Below are 17,783 nucleotides of genomic sequence, written 5' to 3'. Positions count from 1 at the left end.
ACGGTCATGCCGGCGTGGGATTTCGCTGCACGATCAGCCGGATAACATGCCATGTCAACCGGCGGCAGTCTGCCCGGCAGGCGGAACCCCGGGCTCGGGCGCCGGGGAGAGTTCCCTGACGTTTTTGGCCTGATACCCTTTCTGGGTTTTTTCGAGATCGAATTCCACCTCGGCATCCTGGTTAAGCACCTTGAAAGTCTGTTCCGAAACGATGGCGGAAAAATGCACAAACACATCTTCCCCTCCGTCAGGGTTCAGAATAAATCCGTAGCCTTTTTTGCCATCAAACCATTTAACCTTACTTCTTTCCATGATAAATGCGGGGCTTTATCATTAACCTGACAGCTTCTGCTGCTTATTTATATAAAATAATATAAATATTTCCCACTCCGTTTATGCTCATTTATTTCACTTTTCCACCAACAATCCCGTCTTAAATACACTGATTGCTTTTAAAAAAAAGGCAGAAACAGTAATCGAAGCAATCGAATACTCATAATTAATCCGGATAATTTTTATGAAACATTCCATTCTTATCACCGGAGCCGGCAAGGGAATCGGAAAAGCTATCGCTCTGGAATTTGCACGAACGTCAAAGAATAACCCGGACTTCAACCCGGTGTTACTGCTGGTTTCGAGAACCGCAGGCGATCTTGAAAAAACCGCAGACGCATGCAGGATAGAGGGGGCACTGGTCGAAACGTATACTGCCGATATTGCCGACTTCGCGCAGACAGCAGCGCTGGCCGAAACGATTATCAGCCAACACGGCACGATCGACTGTCTTGTCAACAATGCAGGGGTAGGCAGGTTCAAGCCCTTTGGCGAGTTGAGCGAAGATGATTTCGACTACACGGTGGCAACCAATATGAAAGGCACTTTTTTCCTGACCCAGAAGCTCTTTGCAGCCATGGAGCGCGCGCGCAAAGGGCACATTTTCTTTATCACCTCGGTCGCAGCGGAAAAAGCCTTCAAAAGTTCCTCCATTTACTGCATGACGAAATTCGCACAGAAAGGACTTGTCGAGACGCTCCGGCTGTATGCAAGAGAGTGCAACGTACGTATTACCGATGTCATGCCCGGCGCGGTCTGGACGCCGATGTGGGGAGATGTGCCGGAGGAGATGAAATCGGCCATGATGATGCCTGAAGATATTGCCGTACCGGTTGTGCAGGCATACCTGCTGCCTGGAAGAACCTCGCTGGAAGAACTGGTATTCAGGCCGGTTGGAGGAGACATCAATGAATGATCATTCAAAGCTCTTGTGGGAAAGCATGGTTTTTTCCTGTATTTTCAGATTCTTCTTTATCAACCTGCCTGTAAATCGGAACAAGTCATGAGCCTGAAGGAAAAAATAGATGCGGATCTGAAAGAGTCCCTGAAAAGCGGTAAAAAAGAGCGCCTGAACGCAATCCGTTCCATTCGCGCGGCACTCCTCGAAAAAGAGGTGTCCATCCGGGTAGGAGGCGTAGCGACGCTCTCCGAAGAACAGGAAACCGAAGTGCTGGTCAGTCTTGCAAAAAAACGGCGCGACGCCATCGAGCAGTTCACTGCGGGCAACCGGCCCGATCTTGCCGAAAACGAGCAGTCCGAGCTTGCCGTGATCGAAGAGTACCTGCCTGAACCGGTTTCCGAAGAGGAGATCGTCGCAGCCATAGAGGAGATCATCGCGAAAACCGGCGCATCATCCATGAAAGAGATGGGTCGGGTTATGGGCGAAGCCATGAAACAGCTGAAAGGAAAAGCCGATGGCGGAAAAGTGCAGCAGATCGTCAAATCGCTGCTTTCAGCATAACCATTTGCCACACCGACCACAGACATGCTTGACATCAACTACATCCGGCAGAACAATGAATCGGTTTCTGCCATGCTGCGTGCCCGGCAGCTTGAAGGCGAAACGGCGCGCGTTGAGGAACTGCTTGAACTCGACCTGCGCCGGCGCGAACTTGTGCAGCAGGCCGACGATATGAAAGCTCTGCGTAACAGGGTATCGAGGGACGTTGCCGAAATGAAAAAATCCGGAAACGGCCCTGCCGACGAACTGATATCGAAAATGAAAGCCGTAGCCGACGACATCGCGGCATGCGACGCCTCGCTGAAAGCCATCGAAAGCGACATGGAAAGCATCCTGCTCGCACTGCCCAACCGGCTCCACGAGTCCGTGCCGGAAGGAAAGAGCGCGGCAGACAATGTTGTCTGCAAGGCTCCGGTCGAGTTTGACTACGATCTCCATTTACCGCTGAAAAACCATCTCGAACTCGGCAGGACGCTCGGCATTCTCGATTTCGAGCGGGGCGCGAAAGTGGGCGGAGCCGGTTTTCCCGTTTATACAGGAAAAGGGGCAAGGCTTGAACGTGCCCTCATCAATTTCATGCTCGACACCCACACCGGAAACCACGGATACACGGAAATCTTTCCTCCGTTCCTCGTGAACCGCGAATCGCTCAGGGGTACTGGCCAGTGGCCGAAGTTTGCCGATCAGGTCTACACCATCGAGGAAGACGGCCTCTACGCCATCCCGACGGCAGAAGTGCCGGTCACGAACCTGCACCGCGGCGAAATGCTCGAAGCAGAATCGCTGCCGATTGCCTATGCGGCTTATTCGGCATGCTTCCGGCGAGAAGCCGGCAGTTACGGCAAGGATACACGGGGATTCCTGAGGGTACATCAGTTCAACAAGGTCGAGATGGTACGGTTCACCCGACCGGAAGATTCGTACGAGGCGCTCGAAGCCATTGTCGGTCATGCCGAGGCTATCCTGGCGGCATTGAGGATTCCCTACCGCGTGCTCCTGCTCTGCAGCGGCGACATCAGCGCCAACGCGGCAAAATGCTACGATATCGAAGTCTGGTCGCCAGCCGAGGGCAAATATCTGGAAGCATCGAGCTGTTCGAATTTCGAGGACTATCAGGCACGGCGCATGAACATCCGCTTCCGTCCCGACGGCAAGTCGAAACCGGAATTCGTGCATACGCTCAACGGTTCGGGCCTTGCCACGTCGCGCCTCATGGTCTCGCTGCTCGAACACAACCAGACCCCTGAAGGCGCGGTCGTCGTACCGGAAGTTCTGCGCCCATACACGGGCTTCGACATGATCGACTGATCAGGCGGCGCTCTGCTCCCCGGCGGACAGCTCCTCCTTGAACTCTGCAACCATGCGGCTGACCTTTTCCATATCGATGAGAAAAGCGTCATGGCCGTATGGTTCGTCGAGATAGATCACCCGCGACTTCGCTATGAGGCGTCCAAGCTCTTCCTGCTCCTCTTTGGGATAGAGTACGTCGCTTCTGATGGACAGGATCTCCACCGGTATCTGCAAAGAACCCAGTACCGTCTCGTATGGGCCCCTTCCCCGTGCAAGATCGTGCATATCCATTGCTCTGGTAAGCGTGACATAAGTGTTCGCATCGAACCTGTCGACCAGTTTGCGCCCCTGGTAGCGCATGTAGCTTTCCACGCTGAACAGTCCGTCATCCTGCATCCTGCGCCCGAACCTCGACTGGAAATTCTCGAAACTGCGGTAGCTGCACATGGCCATCATTCTGGCCGCTCCGAGTCCGGCCGCCGGCGGCCGCTCCGGAGCATACCAGCCGTCGTTCCAGTCGCGATCGGCATAGATGGCCTGCCGCTGCGCTTCGCTCTGGCCGATGCACCATGAAGAGTGCCGTCCGGATACACCCATCGGCATCATGGCCTGAACCATGTCGGGATAGAGGAATCCCCACTCGAGCACCTGCATGCCGCCGAGCGAAGCACCTACCACCAGCCGCAGTCGTTCGATGCCGAGTTCTGCGAGGAGCAGTTTCTGGGCATGAACCATGTCACGGATGGTAATGGGCGGAAATTCGGGGCCATAATGCCTGTCTGTCAGCGGATTCAGGGATATGGGGCCGGTCGTGCCGTAACAGCTGCCGAGCACATTGCTGCATATAATGAAATCCTTCGACTCGTCGAATGCTCCACCCCTGGAGAACATGCCGTCCCACCATACATCCGCGTCGGCATTTCCGGTCAGCGCATGGCAGACAAGAATGACGTTGTTTCTGTCGGGGCCGAGCGTCCCCCACGTTCTGTATGCAATACGAAGCTCGGGCAGCTCGCCTCCAAGTTCTGTGGCGAATGGCTGCTTCGAATCGAAATATCGTGTCTGAGGAGAAACGAACTCCCTGTAATCTCTCATTGCTGTCCGTTCAACGTTGCAAATGCCTGTTCAAAATCCGCCTTGATATCGTCGATATGCTCGATGCCTACCGAAACCCTCACCATGTCGAGCGATACCCCGGCCGCAGCCTGTTCTTCAGAATCGAGCTGCTGATGGGTTGTTGACGCCGGGTGGATCACGAGGGTTTTCGCATCTCCGACGTTGGCCAGATGGCTTGCGAGCCGTACCGTATCGATAAAACGCACAGCGGCGTCGAAACCGCCCCTCACTCCGAAGGTCAGCACGCATCCAAAGCCGTTTGTCAGGTATTTCAATGCCTGCGCATGGGCAGGATGATTATCGAGTCCCGGATAGTTCACCCATGCGACCGCAGGATGGCCTTCGAGCCAGCGGGCAAGGGCGAGCGTGTTGTCGGCATGGCGCTGTACCCGCAGCGAGAGCGTTTCGAGCCCCTGCAGCAGCATGAAGGAGTTGAAGGGGCTGATTGCCGGCCCGAAATCGCGCAGCCCCTCCACACGCGCTTTGATGATGAAGGCAAGCTCGCCGAACGTTTCATGGAACTTCATGCCGTGATACCCTTCGGAAGGCTCGCTGAGCATTGGAAACCTCCCGTTGCCCCAGTCGAAGGTTCCGCCGTCTACGATGACGCCGCCCATCGAAGTGCCATGGCCGCCGATCCATTTGGTGGCCGACTCGACCACGATCGATGCCCCATGCTGAAGCGGCCTGCAAAGGTACCCGCAGCAGCCGAACGTATTATCCACGACGAGCGGAATGCCATGGTTCACGGCGACTTCGGCGACCGATTCGAAATCCGGAACATGGAAAGCCGGATTGCCGATCGATTCGAGATAGAGCGCTTTGGTCTTCCCGTCGATGGCTTCGCTGAAGGCCGAAGGATCGTTGCCGTCCACGAACGTAACGTCGATACCGAGGCGCCGGAAAGCAACCTTGAACTGGTTGTATGTGCCTCCGTAGAGATAGCTGGAGGAAACGATGTTGTCTCCAGCTCCGCAGAGGCTCGTCAGGGCGATGAACTGCGCCGAATGCCCGCTTGCCACGGCAAGGGCGGCCTTGCCGCCTTCAAGCGCGGCAACCCGCTGTTCGAAAACGTCGGTCGTCGGGTTCATCAGCCGGGTGTAAATATTGCCGAATGTCCTGAGAGCGAACAGGTCGGCCCCATGAGCCGCGCTGTCGAAGGTATAGGCGGTTGTCTGGTAGATCGGCACGGCACGCGAATTGGTGGCCGGATCCGGCTGCTGGCCGGCATGCACCTGCAGGGTTTCGAATCGGTATGGGGCTTTGCTCATGATACACGACGGTTAATGATTGCCGCTATCCTGAGAGCAGGAAGAACCGGGAGCCGGACAGGCAGGGAACAGCAGTATCTGAAGAGAGGTATGAACATGCAGAATGGCAGACATACCATCATCTTTCCCGGTCTGTTCTCCGGGATGGAATTGGCACCAATCACTGTGCATGACGGTTGCCAAGGCTTCTCAGGGCCAGTCCCTCCACCTTTCTCGATGATAGCGCTAAATGCTGAAAAGAACATTTTTTCTTTATATCCCGGCAATCTACGACAGCAATCGCTATTTTACAAGTGCGCCGACATTTATTGCAGTCGGCTCCTCCGGGAGCCCTGGCGTCTGAATAGTAAAAAATCAGCGCCCAACGCGTAACACATTGACTTCAATGACAGCAAGAGAACTCGTCCTGAACGTCCTGCAGCAGGTTGACGCAGGAAAAAAATCGGGGAATGTCCTGCACGATCTCCTCGGATGCACATCGCTCGAACGGCATGACAGGGCACTGGTTACGGAACTGGTCAACGGCGTGCTCCGCCGACGCCTTACCCTCGATGCCGTAATCGCCGGTTGCTATCATCACCGTTACGAAAAAACCGCTCCGGTGATGAAAAACATACTGCGTATGGGTGCCTACCAGCTGCTCTGGCTCGACCGGATTCCGAAATGGGCTGCGGTCAGCGAATCGGTCGCGCTCGCACGGAAATACAAAGGCGAACGCATGGCCCGGCTCGTCAACGCGGTGCTGCGCAAAATCGATCCTGGCTCTGCCCTGCAACAGGCAGTGCAGAACGAAACGAGCGATATCCGTCGGCTTGCCATAGCATTTTCACATCCCGAATGGCTGATCGAACGGTGGACATCGCGATACGGAACGGAAAAAACCGGGGCAATGCTCGACTATAATAACCGGACGCCGCTTACAGGGTTCAGAATCAATGCCCTGAAAACAACGCCTGACGAGTTCGCGTCAGCACACGACACCAGGAAGCATATCCTCAAGGCAGCCGGTCTTGACGATTTTTTCCTTTCAGATGAGTTCACCCTCTTCGAAACCTTCGTCAAGCAGGGCCTCCTGACCGTTCAGAATCCTGCGCAAGGTCTCTGCTGCCGTCTCTGCAACCCGAATCGAGGCGCTCTCGTCCTCGACCTGTGCGCTGCGCCTGGAGGAAAATCCACCTATCTCGGCGAGCTCATGCAGAACGCCGGAAGCATCACCGCAGTCGATCTTTACGGCGCCAAGCTGGAAAAACTGACCCGACATGCCGCCGAACTCGGCATCTCCATCATCACGACCGTCGCAGCCGATGCGCGAACATTCCAGCCTGGAGAAACACCTGACATCATCCTGCTCGACGCTCCGTGCAGCGGCAGCGGCGTGCTTGCCAGAAGGGCGGAACTTCGCTGGAAGATATCTCCGTCCATGCTTGCCGAACTCGTATCCCTGCAGGCTGAAATCCTTGATCATGCCGCATCGCTGCTCGGCGCTGAAGGTACCCTGGTCTACGCGACCTGTTCCATAGAACCGGAAGAAAACGAACGCCAGATAGACGCTTTTCTCAGGAGACATCCTGAATTCGCGAGGGATCCTCTTTCCGGAATACTGCCCGAACCCTTCAATGCAGGCGCTGAAGAAAACGGAAGCATCCTGATGCTGCCTGGCCAGGAGACCGGGTTCGACGGAGGTTTTGCCCAGCGCCTGAAAAAAAATGCAGACTGACCATGCCGGAACTCAAAGAGCCCTTTCACACGCTGCTTGAAAGTTTTCTCAACCATCTTTCCGTCGAAAGGAACTTCTCCCCGAATACAAGAGACGCCTACCGGAACGATCTCTGCAGGTATTTTCAGTTCATACAGGAACAGAAAAAAACGATCGATGCCATCGAAACGCGCGACATCCGGCGATTCATAGCGGAGCTGCACGAAACAGGACTGGCTGTAAGCACGCTCGGCAGGAACATCTCCGCCATCCGTACCCTGCACAAATTCCTGCTTGCAGAACGAAGCGCGCAAACCAACCCTGCCGAAACTGTACTGCAGCCGAAACAGGCAAAAAACCTGCCGGATGTGCTGAGCGTCGATGAGGTATTGAAGCTTCTCGACGCCCCGCTGAAAAAAGAGCCGCAAGGAAAATTCATGCTGCGGGACAAAGCCATTCTTGAATTTCTCTACGCATCTGGTGTCAGGGTCAGCGAACTTACCGAACTGCAGCAGCAGAACCTTTACTTCGAAGCGGGTTTCGTCAGGATTTTCGGAAAAGGATCGAAAGAAAGGCTTGTTCCTGTGGGCAGATCGGCCATAGAGTGGATAACGCGCTACCGCAACGAACTGCGTATCGGACTATCGGGCAAAAACTCCCATGACGCGCTCTTTCTCAACGCAAGGGGAAAAAAACTGTCAAGAATGGCGGTTTACAACATGGTCAGGGAGTATGCGGCAATTGCGGGCATCCAAAAGGATATCAGCCCCCACACGCTCAGGCACTCCTTTGCCACCCATCTGCTCGAGGGAGGAGCGGATCTGCGCGCCGTTCAGGAGATGCTCGGCCACACGTCCATTCTCGCAACCCAGATCTACACCCATATCGATCGCTCGTTCATCCGCGAGGTGCACAAGACCTTTCATCCGAGAGGGTGAATTCGTTCCGGGAGGGTCACTTTCCTGCAAGCCATTCTGCCGCTTTTCTGTTTCCAAGCTCGGCTGCGCGTCTCATATCGGCAATCGCGCCGTTGCGGTCGATCATTTCTTCCCTTACCAGACCTCTGGCATACCATGCCTTGTCGTAACCGGACCGGATTTCAATTGCCCGGTCATAATCGGCAAGAGCCTGCCGATAATCCTTAAGGGCCGCATAAGCCTTTCCCCTGTGGTAGAAAGCCCGGGCGCAATCCTTCCGAAGCTCGATGGCCCGGCTGTAATCGGCTATCGCCTCCCGGTATTTCTTCTGCTCGAAGTAAGCCTTACCACGGGCATACCAGGCTTTCTGGTAGTTGACGTCCGCAGCCAGTGCAAGATCGAACTCGGCGACAGCCTCGCTGAAACGGGCCAGTTCGTAATACGCTTCGCCTTTCTTCACATGGCTCTTCGGCGACTCTGCAAGCAGGGTGCAAGGCATGAAGAACGAAAAGAGAAGCAGAACTGCGATGATTTGAGCGGCAAGACTTTTCATTGGCAAGGCATTCTGGTTTCCATAATCACCCGCTTCCGGTTATGGCTTTCCCTCTCTATTTTCAAAGCCGCAAGAGTCAGGTTCACGTCGAAAAGGAAAAACACAAGCGAACATGAAAGAGAGAACATGCTTGCAATAAACACAACCGATATGGCTATGGGAATATCCAGACCTGCCAGTACGGAGAAAAAAAGGAGAATGATCAGCATCGATGCGCCCAGGCAGGTGAAACTCGCAAGCAGAATAGCCATCCTGATATAACGTGCCCTTTTCCACAGAATATCGACTTCCCGGTTTATTCTGAGAATATAGGACTCCGGCTGGGCCTCGAGGTTGTCGAGCAGGGCTCTCGACCGATCTATGATGCGCCCCAGCCGGTTTGTCATGGTGAGGAGCAGCAAGCCGATCCCTGAAACGAGGATCATCGGTCCTATAGCAGTCTGCAGAACAGGCACAAGTTCCCGTACCGTGGTAATGGTCATAACGTTCATTCTTCCTGAAAAATCCTTTCTTGCTGTAACATAGCAAATACATCCCCCCTGATATAACATCTCCTGAAACAAAAACCTACAAAAGGTTCAACAAATCTCCGGCTTCCGGAACAACCGCATGGAGATGCAGCTGCTCCTCGACAATGTTCCGGAACGACTCTTTCGCCCCCGCATCACCATGAACCACATACACATCCGGCTTGTTTGAAAAACCCTGCAGCCATCGCAGCAGATCGCTCCGGTCGCCATGAGCCGAAAGGCCTCCGACGGTATGGATGCCGGCTTCCACCTTGTAGTTCCTTCCGTGAATGGAGACCTCCGGTTCACCGTTGACAATCAGTCGGCCCAGCGTTCCGGGAGCCTGGTATCCGGTAATGATCACCCGGCACTCGGGCCGCCAGATATTGTGCTTGAGATGGTGGAGGATCCGGCCTCCGTTGCACATGCCGCTTCCGGCTATGATGATGGCGCCCTGCCGGATGTCGTTGATTTTTCGGGAAGCCTCGACGCGATCGGTAAAATGCAGGTTCCGGAGCGGGGGCAGAAGAGCGGGGTTGTTCCTGAGTTTGAGCGCATCTTCGTCGAGCAGCGCCGGATAATCCCAGTATATCCTTCCGGCATCGATAGCCATTGGGCTGTCGAGATAGACCTGCCATTTTTCAAGCTCCCACTGATCGTAGTACGTGGCGAACAGATAGAGCAGTTCCTGGCTTCGCCCGATCGAAAACGCGGGAATGAGAATATTGCCGCACTCCCTGCAGGCCATCCGAAAAATATCTCCAAGCTCGGCAACCGTATCATTGAACTGGCGGTGCAGTCTGTCTCCGTAAGTGCTCTCGATAAGCAGGACATCTGCTTTTTCGGGAGTTTCGGGATCTTTGAGTATCGGACTCCCGTACTGGCCGAGATCGCCGCTGAAAACAAGGATACGCTCCTCTTCGCCGTCCCTGATTCGGAGCTCAACAACCGCCGAACCGAGAATATGGCCGGCATCGTAAAAACGCAGTCGGACTCCCGGCACGACCTCCTTTTCCTCATTGTACTCCATCCCTCTCATCCGGGCGACGGCTTTGAGGGCATCCTCTCTGGTGTAGAGCGGCTCCGCATTCCGATCCCGGCGGCTTGCAGGATGACGCCGCCGGAGATCGGCATCGCGCTCGGCAAGCGAAGCCGAATCGAGCAGCAGCACTCTCGACAGGTCAATGGTCGCATGCTGGGTGAATACCGGCCCCCGGAAGCCTCTTTTTACAAGCAGCGGAAGCCGTCCTGAATGATCGATATGACCATGACTGAGCACAACCGCGTCGATGGCTGCGGGATCGAAAGGAAATGGATCGCGGTTCAGCGACTCCTCTTCGGGAGAACCCTGTATCAGGCCGCAATCGAGCAGCAGGGTGTATTCACCTGTCCTCAGGATATGGCAGGTTCCCGTCACCCGTGCCGTAGCGCCGTAAAACTGAAGTTCCATAATACCTTCTCCAGAGAAATATTCCGGCCTCATTGTTCAGATCGTTCTGGTAAAGATACGCAGCAACATTGGCAAAAAACGACAGAATATCTCCCGCGGAAAGAGGGATTATGAAAACTGCCCGTAAATTTCATAATTCTAATATCGAAAACGATCCCGGACAGGGAAGAGGAACTCTGGTGAAAAGTGAATCATAAGGGCGATGCGGCATTTTCCATCCCCCGATCCGGAACGTTGCATACATCTTTTTTATTGCTTACAATTGGGCTCTTCATTCTGTTATACGACAAACGGAAACAGACAATGACGCGTTGTTTCCCGAAACATGCTCAATGAACCATGAACGTTGACCGGCGCCTGACAGCTCTCGCCAAAACCCGCAAAGTGCCGTTTATCGTTTCGCTGGTTTCCGGAACAATTGCCGCGCTGACGATTGTCTGGCAGGCAGCCCTGCTCAGCAGGATCATCGATGGCGCATTCCTCGGCAAGCAGACGTTCGAGGACCTGTGGCCGCTGCTCTGGCTCTTCGCGCTTGCAAGCATCCTGCGCATGCTGCTGTCCTGGTTCGCATATTACCAGGCAAAACAAGGGGCTATCCTTGTCAAGCAGGATCTTTTCAGCCGGCTGACATCGGCAACCGGACGGCTGGGGCCGCAGTTTGCCCGATCGCTCCAGAGCGGCAGCCTCTCTGCAACGCTGACAAAAGGTATCGAAGCTCTCGACGCCTATTTCAGCCAGTATCTGCCGCAACTCTGGTTTGCGGTTGCAATACCGCTGATTATTGTCGTTGCAGTCGCAGCCTCCGATCCGCTTTCCGCTCTTATCCTGATTCTGAGCGCCCCGCTCATTCCCCTGTTCATGATGCTCATCGGCAAATCCGCCGGCGCCATGACCGACCGGCAGTGGCAAACCATGAGCCGGATGAGCGGTTACTTTCTCGACAGACTGCAGGGGCTCACCACGCTCAAGCTCTTCGCTCGAAGCCGCGAACAGCGCCAGGGTATCGAGAGTACCGGAGAATCATTCCGCCATGCGACCATGCAGGTTCTTAAAATAGCGTTCCTCTCTTCGCTGACCCTCGAACTGACAGGCACCATCGGCACGGCCATCATCGCCGTAGGAGTGGGCATACGCCTTCTGGGCGACCACATCGCATTTTTACCGGCGCTGTTCGTACTGCTGCTCACTCCCGACTTCTATCTCCCACTCCGCCAGCTCGGTCTGAGGTTCCATGCCGGCAAGGAAGGAATCAGCGCTTCGAAGGATATTTTCTTCCTGCTGGACAAGGCGGAAGAAACACCGAATCCCGGGCACGGGAAGCTGCCTGAAAATCTGCTGAAAGAGCAGCCGATAAAATTCAATAATATCTCCTACACCTATCCGGGCGCCGTCGCCCCCGCCATCGAAGGCCTCACCTGTTCGTTTCCGCCCGGCAAGACCACGGCCATAACCGGCCCGAGCGGCTCCGGCAAAAGCACCCTCGTCAGCCTGCTTCTGCGTTTCGTGATACCGGAAAAAGGCTCGATAACGATAAACGACACATCTATCGACAGCCTTTCCGAGGAAGCCTGGCTGAGCCGGATCGCATGGGTTCCGCAGCACCCTTTTCTTTTCAACGCATCCATCAGGGAAAACCTGCTGCTCGCACGGAAGAACGCCGACGACGCAGAATTGCGCGACGCACTCGCACACGCCGGACTCGACGAGCTGCTGAAAAACATGCCGGAAGAACTGGATACGATAATCGGCGAACAGGGTGCACGACTGAGCGGCGGCGAAGCCCAGAGGCTTGCCCTTGCACGTGCGTTCCTCAGAAATGCGCCGGTGCTGATACTCGACGAACCGACATCGAACACCGATCCCCTGCTGGAAAGATCGCTGCGCACTGCCATGCATCGACTTATGGCAGGAAGAACCGTCATCATCATCGCGCACCGTCAGGAAACCATCCGGAATGCCGACAGCATCATCGTGCTGCGCGACGGAACGATCGCCCAATCCGGCACCCATAAAGAACTTATGGCGGCAGGAGGCTACTACAGCTCCGTGAGCCATGCCGTTCCGGAGAAGGGCGCATGAAAACCTTCCTTCGTCTCGCCGGCCTTGTCAGGCCTTTTTTCTGGTGGATGCTGCTTGCCGCCATTGCGGGTTTCGCGGCAACCGGCAGCGGCATCGGGCTGCTCATGACCTCGGCCTACATCATCGCCAAAGCCGCTCTGCAGCCGCCGATGTCCGACATTCAGCTCGGCATCGTAGGCGTCAGATTCTTCGGTATAGCACGCGGGGCGCTCCGGTATGCAGAACGGCTGATCTCCCACGACGCCACGTTCCGCATCCTCGCCCGGCTGCGCCTCTGGTTCTACGACGCCCTTGAACCGCTCGCCCCGGCCCGACTCCTTGCATTCAGAAGCGGCGACCTTCTGCAGCGGATCGTCGACGACATCCAGAGTCTCGAGAACATATACGCGAGGGTGCTCGCGCCCCCGGTAACGGCTGTCATGACCGCCCTGCTCATCTGGTTCCTTATCGGCATCTGGTCCCCTGAAGCCGCTCTGGTAACACTCGGTTTCCAGCTTGCCGCCGGTATCGGCCTGCCGCTGCTTGCCGCCGGGCTCGGCAGGGGCTTTGGCAGACGCATAACCGAGCTTCGGGCCCGACAGCAGACAGAGACGGTGGATTTCACCCAGGGACTCGGCGAACTTCGGGTTTACGGTCAGCTCGACGCCTGCCTGGAGCGCATGAAGGCCAACGAGGCTGAAATCCTCTGGCTGCAGAAAAAAAACGCGTGGATCGAAGGCATGCAGGAATCGCTCGTCGGCATATGCATGAACGGCGCCCTGATCGGGGTGCTGCTTGTACTGCTCCCCTCGGTACCGTCCGGACAGCTCAGCGGCATTACCCTTTCGGTGATCATGCTCGCAGTCATGGCATCCTTCGAAGCCTTTGCGCCACTGCCTGCCGCAGCAGGCCATATCGAGGCCGACATCCATGCCGGAAAGCGCCTTTTCGATATCATCGATGCAAAACCCGAAGTCTCAGCCCCGCAAGAGCCGCAGCCATTCCCTGCGCAACACGACATCCGGATGCGCAACCTGACCTTCAGCTACCCCGGAAGCCCCGATAAAACGCTCGATGGCGTAACAATCGACATACCTGAAGGTCTTCACGTCGCCATCGTTGGGCCAAGCGGAGCGGGTAAATCCACAATTGCCGCGCTCCTCGTGCGATTCTGGAACGCAGCGCCCGGCGAGCTCGTCATCGGAGGTACCGACATCGGCGCTTTCGACCCTGAAGAACTGCGACGCAACCTCTCGCTCGTCTCGCAGCGCACCTACCTTTTCGGCGAAACCATTCGTGAAAACCTCCTTCTGGCAAAACCCGACGCCAGCGACACTGAACTTGCCGAAGCTCTCGAATCTGCCGGCATAGGCCACTTCACAAGCCGGCTCCAGGACTGGGCAGGCCAGCACGGCATGCAGCTCAGCGGCGGCGAAAGACAGCGCATCGCCATAGCGCGCATGATCCTGCAGAATGCCCCGATCGTCATCCTCGACGAAGCCACTGCCAGCCTCGATATGCCCACCGATCGGGCAGTCACCAGAACCATCGATACCCTGACTGACGGAAAAACCCTGCTCACCATCACCCACCGGCTTTACAACATGGAACGGTTCGACACTATCTATGTGCTGGATAAAGGAAAGGTGACGGAAAAAGGAACGCACGCGGAGCTTCTGCATCGGAACGGGCTCTACCGGCAAATGTGGGAGCTTCAGCACGAGGAAACTCCCGCTGTGTAAAAAAACAGAGTCATGAGTCGCCGCTTCTGCAGCGGTCTGCCTTCGGAGGAAACCGCAGCCAAGCCCAGGCCACAATCAGCCCGAAAAACGTGTATGCTAACGTGAAGACCCATTGAGGGGCATCGAAGTAAAGAACTCTCTGAAGCCAGTGCTCGATAAAGCTGTTCTGATACTCATGCTGCCCCGCCTTAATACGGAATGCGGATTCCAGATCGGTCAGTATGCAGTACTGCCCCAGCCAGTCCTGAAGAACAACGACTCCAATAAAAGCAAGATGAACCAAACGCCACCAGAGGCTGTTCACCCACGTCCAGCCAAACCTGTTGCCGATCAGGATTACCGGCAAACCCAGAACGACAAACAGAACGATTCCGAAATGAATAACCAGAACCGCGTCTGCAAGCATTTTGTATGACAGCAGCGTATCCACGGCCATAATTCCATTAAAACCGTAAAAACAGCGTCTTATTCAGAGTCGCATTCCTTATTCCACCATTAGATCCATGAGCTTCTTCATGATGCAATTCACTCGTCTGCTCTTCCCGTCTTCTCATCTTTCCATAAAAGTGCAGTATGGTTGTCGGACTCACGATTGCAGCGTTTTTCCGACAGAGAACGCTGCAGCAAGACGCGGCCCCACGCCGTGGTACCCTCTCCGGGCGGTATCGTAGACGAGAGGCCGGATTTTCATGATGTCGAGGCGACCGTCCTGGCCGAACACAGCGGCATCGGCCTTGACGTCGATGATTTCTCCGATGAACTGGGTGTGCAGGCCGATTTCGATAACATGCAGCAGTCTGCATTCGAGTACTACCGGAAACTCCTCTGCATAAGGCGCGTCGACAAGGTCGCTTTTCACATGTGTCAGTCCTGCAACGGCGAACTTGTCGGCGTCGCGCCCGGAAGCGATCCCCATGTAGTCGGCCTGGACCACCAGCCCTTCAGATGCGATGCCGACCGTAAACCCCTTTCGTTCAATGATACAATCGTGTGAGTATGTAGCCTTGCGCAATGAAACGGCAACACAGGGCGGCTGCGAGCAGCAGATACCGCCCCATGCGGCGTTCATCAGGTTGGGTTTGCCGTTCCGGTCATAGGTTCCGACCATCAGCACCGGTGTGGGAAAAAGTTGTGTTTTAGCTCCGACAGATTGTTTCATGTGACTGTTATCCGGAAATGATTTCGCCAATGCGCACAAAATACTGTTTTATACCTACCGCTGCTGCCCGAAATACCGCAGTTTCCCGGTCTCGAACCCGAGGGAATCGGCTTTGGCCACAAGCTGCTGAAGGAGCGCAGGTTCCATCTCCGGCGTTCGGGCGAGTATCCAGAACAGGGATTTTTTGTGTCCGCAGACAATAGCCCAGGAGTAATTCTCCCGGTCAAGGGCCACGACGTTGTAACTTGCGTAGAAGGGCCCGAAAAAAGAGACCTTGAGAGCGCCTTCCGTAACGTCGCCCACAAATACAGCTTTGCCTTCGATGGACTTCCACTCCCCTTTTTCAGCATCGTAACCGCGGTTCATGACCTTTACTTTTCCGTCTTCGCGAAGCGAGTACTCTGCGGAAACCTGCCCGAGATTTTTCTCGAACCGGTTGTCGAGCCGGGCAATCTCGTACCATGTGCCGAGATACCGTTCAAGACGGAAACCGTCGACCACGGTAAGCCCCTCCGGCACGCCGGTACAGCCGGAAAGAAGCATAATGAAAAGCAATAACAGTTTTTTCATGATTATAGCGTAGTTTAGTTGGCACCATCCTTAGGCTTGCCGCTGTATCCGGCATATCGCAATTTCGTCGTGTCGAAACCGAGCGAATCGGCTTTTGCCGCCAGACGCTTCATAAGCGCCTTGTCAATTACCGGTTCGCGTGACAGAATCCAGAACATGGATCTGTCGCGACCGCAGGCAATTGCCCAGGAGTAGTGTTCTTTATCGAGTGCAATAATATTATACTCGGAATAAAACGAACCGAAAAATGAAACTTTAAGCGCACCCTTGCTTTTGTCGCTGGAAATATGTGCTTTTCCGCGCCTGAAACGCCAGCGTTCGAGTTCGACGTCATACCCCTTGTTCATTATCGAGATCCGCCCGGAATCGTCGATCGAATAAACTGCGGAAACCCGGTCAAGATTCTTTTCGAACGAATTGTCGGAACGGGCTATTTCATGCCATGTTCCGAGAAATCGATCGAGCCGGAACCCATCGACGACACGAACACCATCGGGAACTTCGGAGCAGCCGGAGATCAGCAGAACAATAAAAACGAGATACTTCTTCAACATGGGGAATAGACAGGGGTTAGGGATTAGGGATTAGGGATTAGGGATTAGGGTAATGATACATTTTTTTTACTATCATAATCCGATAACATTTTATTTGTTTCTCTTTTTCACGAATCCGTCATCCTTTTCCGGCTGACGCTTCAACGGGAACGCTCCGGGAACAACTTGCCGAATAGCCTGATGGCCTGATAGCAGTACCGTTTGCTTCAATCAAACACTACCGTCTTTTTTCCGTTAACCAGTATTCTCCGCTCGCTGTGCAGGCGCAGGGCTCTGGCAAGGACAAGCCGTTCGAGATCGCGACCTTTTCGTATGAGGTCATCGAGAGTGTCCTTGTGGGTGATCCTGACGATATCCTGCTCGATGATCGGTCCCTGATCGAGATCTTCGGTTACGTAGTGGCTGGTGGCTCCGATAATTTTCACTCCGCGTTCGCTGGCCTGTCGATAAGGGCTGCTGCCTACGAAAGCCGGCAGGAAAGAGTGATGAATGTTGATGACCCTTGAGGGATATCGGTTGACGAACTGCGGTGAAAGCACCTGCATATACCGGGCGAGTACCACGGTATCGATATCGTGCTGCTGCAGAAGATCGATCTCCTGTCTTTCGACATCGTCCTTTGTCGCTGCAGATACGGGAAACACATGGAACGGAATACCGTAACGTGCGGCCAGGGGTTCGAGATCGGGGTGATTGGAAACGATCAGGGGAATATCGATCGAAAACTCGCCGATGCTGTGCCGCCAGAGGAGATCCTGGAGGCAGTGATCATATTTCGAGACGAAAATCGCGACTCGCATCTTCCTGTCACCAAGGCTGATATTCCACGAGGCGCCGAACTCTTTTGCAAGCGGAGCGAAAGCGTCATGCAGTTCGCATGCCGGTATGGAAAAGTGTGCGGTGCTCCATGAAACACGGATGAAAAACATCTTTTCGGATGTATCGACATGCTCGTCAAGATCGAGAATGTTGCCGCCTCGTTCGTAGATGAAATGGGATATACGGGAAACAAGTCCGGACCTGTCCGGACAGGAGAGCAGCATGATGGCGCGCGGATCGGCAGAAGACATGTAAAACTGACTGAAAGATTTGCTGGAGCTGGC

The 17,783-nt window shown here is 54.9% G+C and carries 18 protein-coding genes and 1 riboswitch; of the genes, 7 read left to right on the top strand and 11 right to left on the bottom strand.

The annotated features are described in order from the left end of the window. Nucleotides 1-54: 54 nt before the first annotated feature. Nucleotides 55-312, bottom strand: a complete 258-nt coding sequence (locus tag K4305_RS08135; protein ID WP_331561918.1) for a cold-shock protein — start codon at nt 310-312, stop codon at nt 55-57. Between the two features lie 205 nt (nt 313-517). Here K4305_RS08135 and K4305_RS08130 point away from each other — a divergent pair, with 205 nt between their 5' ends. From K4305_RS08130 to serS, 3 genes are all read left to right on the top strand, one after another. Further along, nucleotides 518-1,249: an SDR family oxidoreductase gene (locus K4305_RS08130; RefSeq protein WP_331561917.1), complete on the top strand. Its 732-nt coding sequence runs from the start codon at nt 518-520 to the stop codon at nt 1,247-1,249. Between the two features lie 87 nt (nt 1,250-1,336). Then, entirely contained in the window at nt 1,337-1,795 is a 459-nt protein-coding gene (locus tag K4305_RS08125) for a GatB/YqeY domain-containing protein (protein WP_331561916.1), read from the top strand. A 24-nt stretch (nt 1,796-1,819) separates the two neighbouring features. After that, nucleotides 1,820-3,103, top strand: coding sequence for a serine--tRNA ligase (gene serS, locus K4305_RS08120; protein WP_331561915.1), 1,284 nt, complete (start codon nt 1,820-1,822; stop codon nt 3,101-3,103). Here the strand turns inward: serS and metX are convergent, their stop codons facing one another. Next, on the bottom strand, nt 3,104-4,180 hold the full coding sequence (metX, locus tag K4305_RS08115) for a homoserine O-acetyltransferase MetX (RefSeq protein WP_331561914.1): 1,077 nt from the start codon (nt 4,178-4,180) through the stop codon (nt 3,104-3,106). It abuts the gene before it with no gap. Further along, nucleotides 4,177-5,472, bottom strand: a complete 1,296-nt coding sequence (locus K4305_RS08110) for an O-acetylhomoserine aminocarboxypropyltransferase/cysteine synthase family protein (protein WP_331561913.1) — start codon at nt 5,470-5,472, stop codon at nt 4,177-4,179. The genes metX and K4305_RS08110 overlap by 4 nt, the downstream gene beginning before the upstream one ends. Nucleotides 5,473-5,587: 115 nt before the next feature. Continuing rightward, nucleotides 5,588-5,695, bottom strand: a riboswitch (SAM riboswitch). A gap of 162 nt (nt 5,696-5,857) precedes the next feature. On the opposite strand from K4305_RS08110, the gene rsmB reads away from it, so the two are divergent. Together rsmB and xerD are read left to right on the top strand one after the other, a co-directional pair. Then, complete coding sequence (gene rsmB, locus K4305_RS08105) at nt 5,858-7,189, top strand: 16S rRNA (cytosine(967)-C(5))-methyltransferase RsmB (protein WP_331561912.1); 1,332 nt, start codon at nt 5,858-5,860, stop codon at nt 7,187-7,189. Between the two features lie 2 nt (nt 7,190-7,191). After that, on the top strand, nt 7,192-8,106 hold the full coding sequence (gene xerD, locus K4305_RS08100) for a site-specific tyrosine recombinase XerD (RefSeq protein ID WP_331561911.1): 915 nt from the start codon (nt 7,192-7,194) through the stop codon (nt 8,104-8,106). A 16-nt stretch (nt 8,107-8,122) separates the two neighbouring features. On the opposite strand, the gene K4305_RS08095 is transcribed toward xerD, so the two are convergent. The 3 genes from K4305_RS08095 to K4305_RS08085 form a co-directional block, all read right to left on the bottom strand. Continuing rightward, nucleotides 8,123-8,638, bottom strand: coding sequence for a tetratricopeptide repeat protein (locus K4305_RS08095; protein ID WP_331561910.1), 516 nt, complete (start codon nt 8,636-8,638; stop codon nt 8,123-8,125). Then, nucleotides 8,635-9,120, bottom strand: coding sequence for a DUF2721 domain-containing protein (locus K4305_RS08090; RefSeq protein ID WP_331561909.1), 486 nt, complete (start codon nt 9,118-9,120; stop codon nt 8,635-8,637). The genes K4305_RS08095 and K4305_RS08090 overlap by 4 nt, the downstream gene beginning before the upstream one ends. 85 nt (nt 9,121-9,205) lie before the next feature. Continuing rightward, a complete protein-coding gene (locus K4305_RS08085; RefSeq protein ID WP_331561908.1) occupies nt 9,206-10,597 on the bottom strand; it encodes an MBL fold metallo-hydrolase in 1,392 nt (463 codons plus the stop codon). 339 nt (nt 10,598-10,936) lie between these two features. On the opposite strand from K4305_RS08085, the gene cydD reads away from it, so the two are divergent. Together cydD and cydC are read left to right on the top strand one after the other, a co-directional pair. Beyond that, the gene (cydD, locus tag K4305_RS08080; RefSeq protein ID WP_331561907.1) at nt 10,937-12,676 is read left to right on the top strand and encodes a thiol reductant ABC exporter subunit CydD; all 1,740 of its coding nucleotides are present in this window, start codon (nt 10,937-10,939) and stop codon (nt 12,674-12,676) included. Beyond that, a complete protein-coding gene (gene cydC, locus K4305_RS08075) occupies nt 12,673-14,397 on the top strand; it encodes a thiol reductant ABC exporter subunit CydC (RefSeq protein ID WP_331561906.1) in 1,725 nt (574 codons plus the stop codon). Before cydD ends, cydC begins: the two co-directional genes overlap by 4 nt. A 10-nt stretch (nt 14,398-14,407) precedes the next feature. Here cydC and K4305_RS08070 read toward each other — a convergent pair whose 3' ends face one another. The 5 genes from K4305_RS08070 to purU all read right to left on the bottom strand — a co-directional run bounded on the left by K4305_RS08070 (nt 14,408) and on the right by purU (nt 17,750). Then, a complete protein-coding gene (locus K4305_RS08070; protein WP_331561905.1) occupies nt 14,408-14,827 on the bottom strand; it encodes a DUF2784 domain-containing protein in 420 nt (139 codons plus the stop codon). 156 nt (nt 14,828-14,983) lie between these two features. Further along, entirely contained in the window at nt 14,984-15,556 is a 573-nt protein-coding gene (locus tag K4305_RS08065) for a flavin reductase family protein (RefSeq protein ID WP_331561904.1), read from the bottom strand. Nucleotides 15,557-15,610: 54 nt separating this feature from the next. After that, the gene (locus tag K4305_RS08060) at nt 15,611-16,126 is read right to left on the bottom strand and encodes a lipocalin family protein (RefSeq protein WP_331561903.1); all 516 of its coding nucleotides are present in this window, start codon (nt 16,124-16,126) and stop codon (nt 15,611-15,613) included. Nucleotides 16,127-16,140: 14 nt separating this feature from the next. Beyond that, complete coding sequence (locus tag K4305_RS08055) at nt 16,141-16,680, bottom strand: lipocalin family protein (RefSeq protein ID WP_331561902.1); 540 nt, start codon at nt 16,678-16,680, stop codon at nt 16,141-16,143. A 206-nt stretch (nt 16,681-16,886) separates the two neighbouring features. Beyond that, entirely contained in the window at nt 16,887-17,750 is an 864-nt protein-coding gene (purU, locus tag K4305_RS08050; protein ID WP_331561901.1) for a formyltetrahydrofolate deformylase, read from the bottom strand. Nucleotides 17,751-17,783: the final 33 nt, after the last annotated feature.

The organism is Chlorobium sp. (assembly GCF_036528655.1).
Lineage (GTDB): Bacteria > Bacteroidota > Chlorobiia > Chlorobiales > Chlorobiaceae > Chlorobium.
This window is presented reverse-complemented; position numbering and strand designations above follow the sequence as displayed.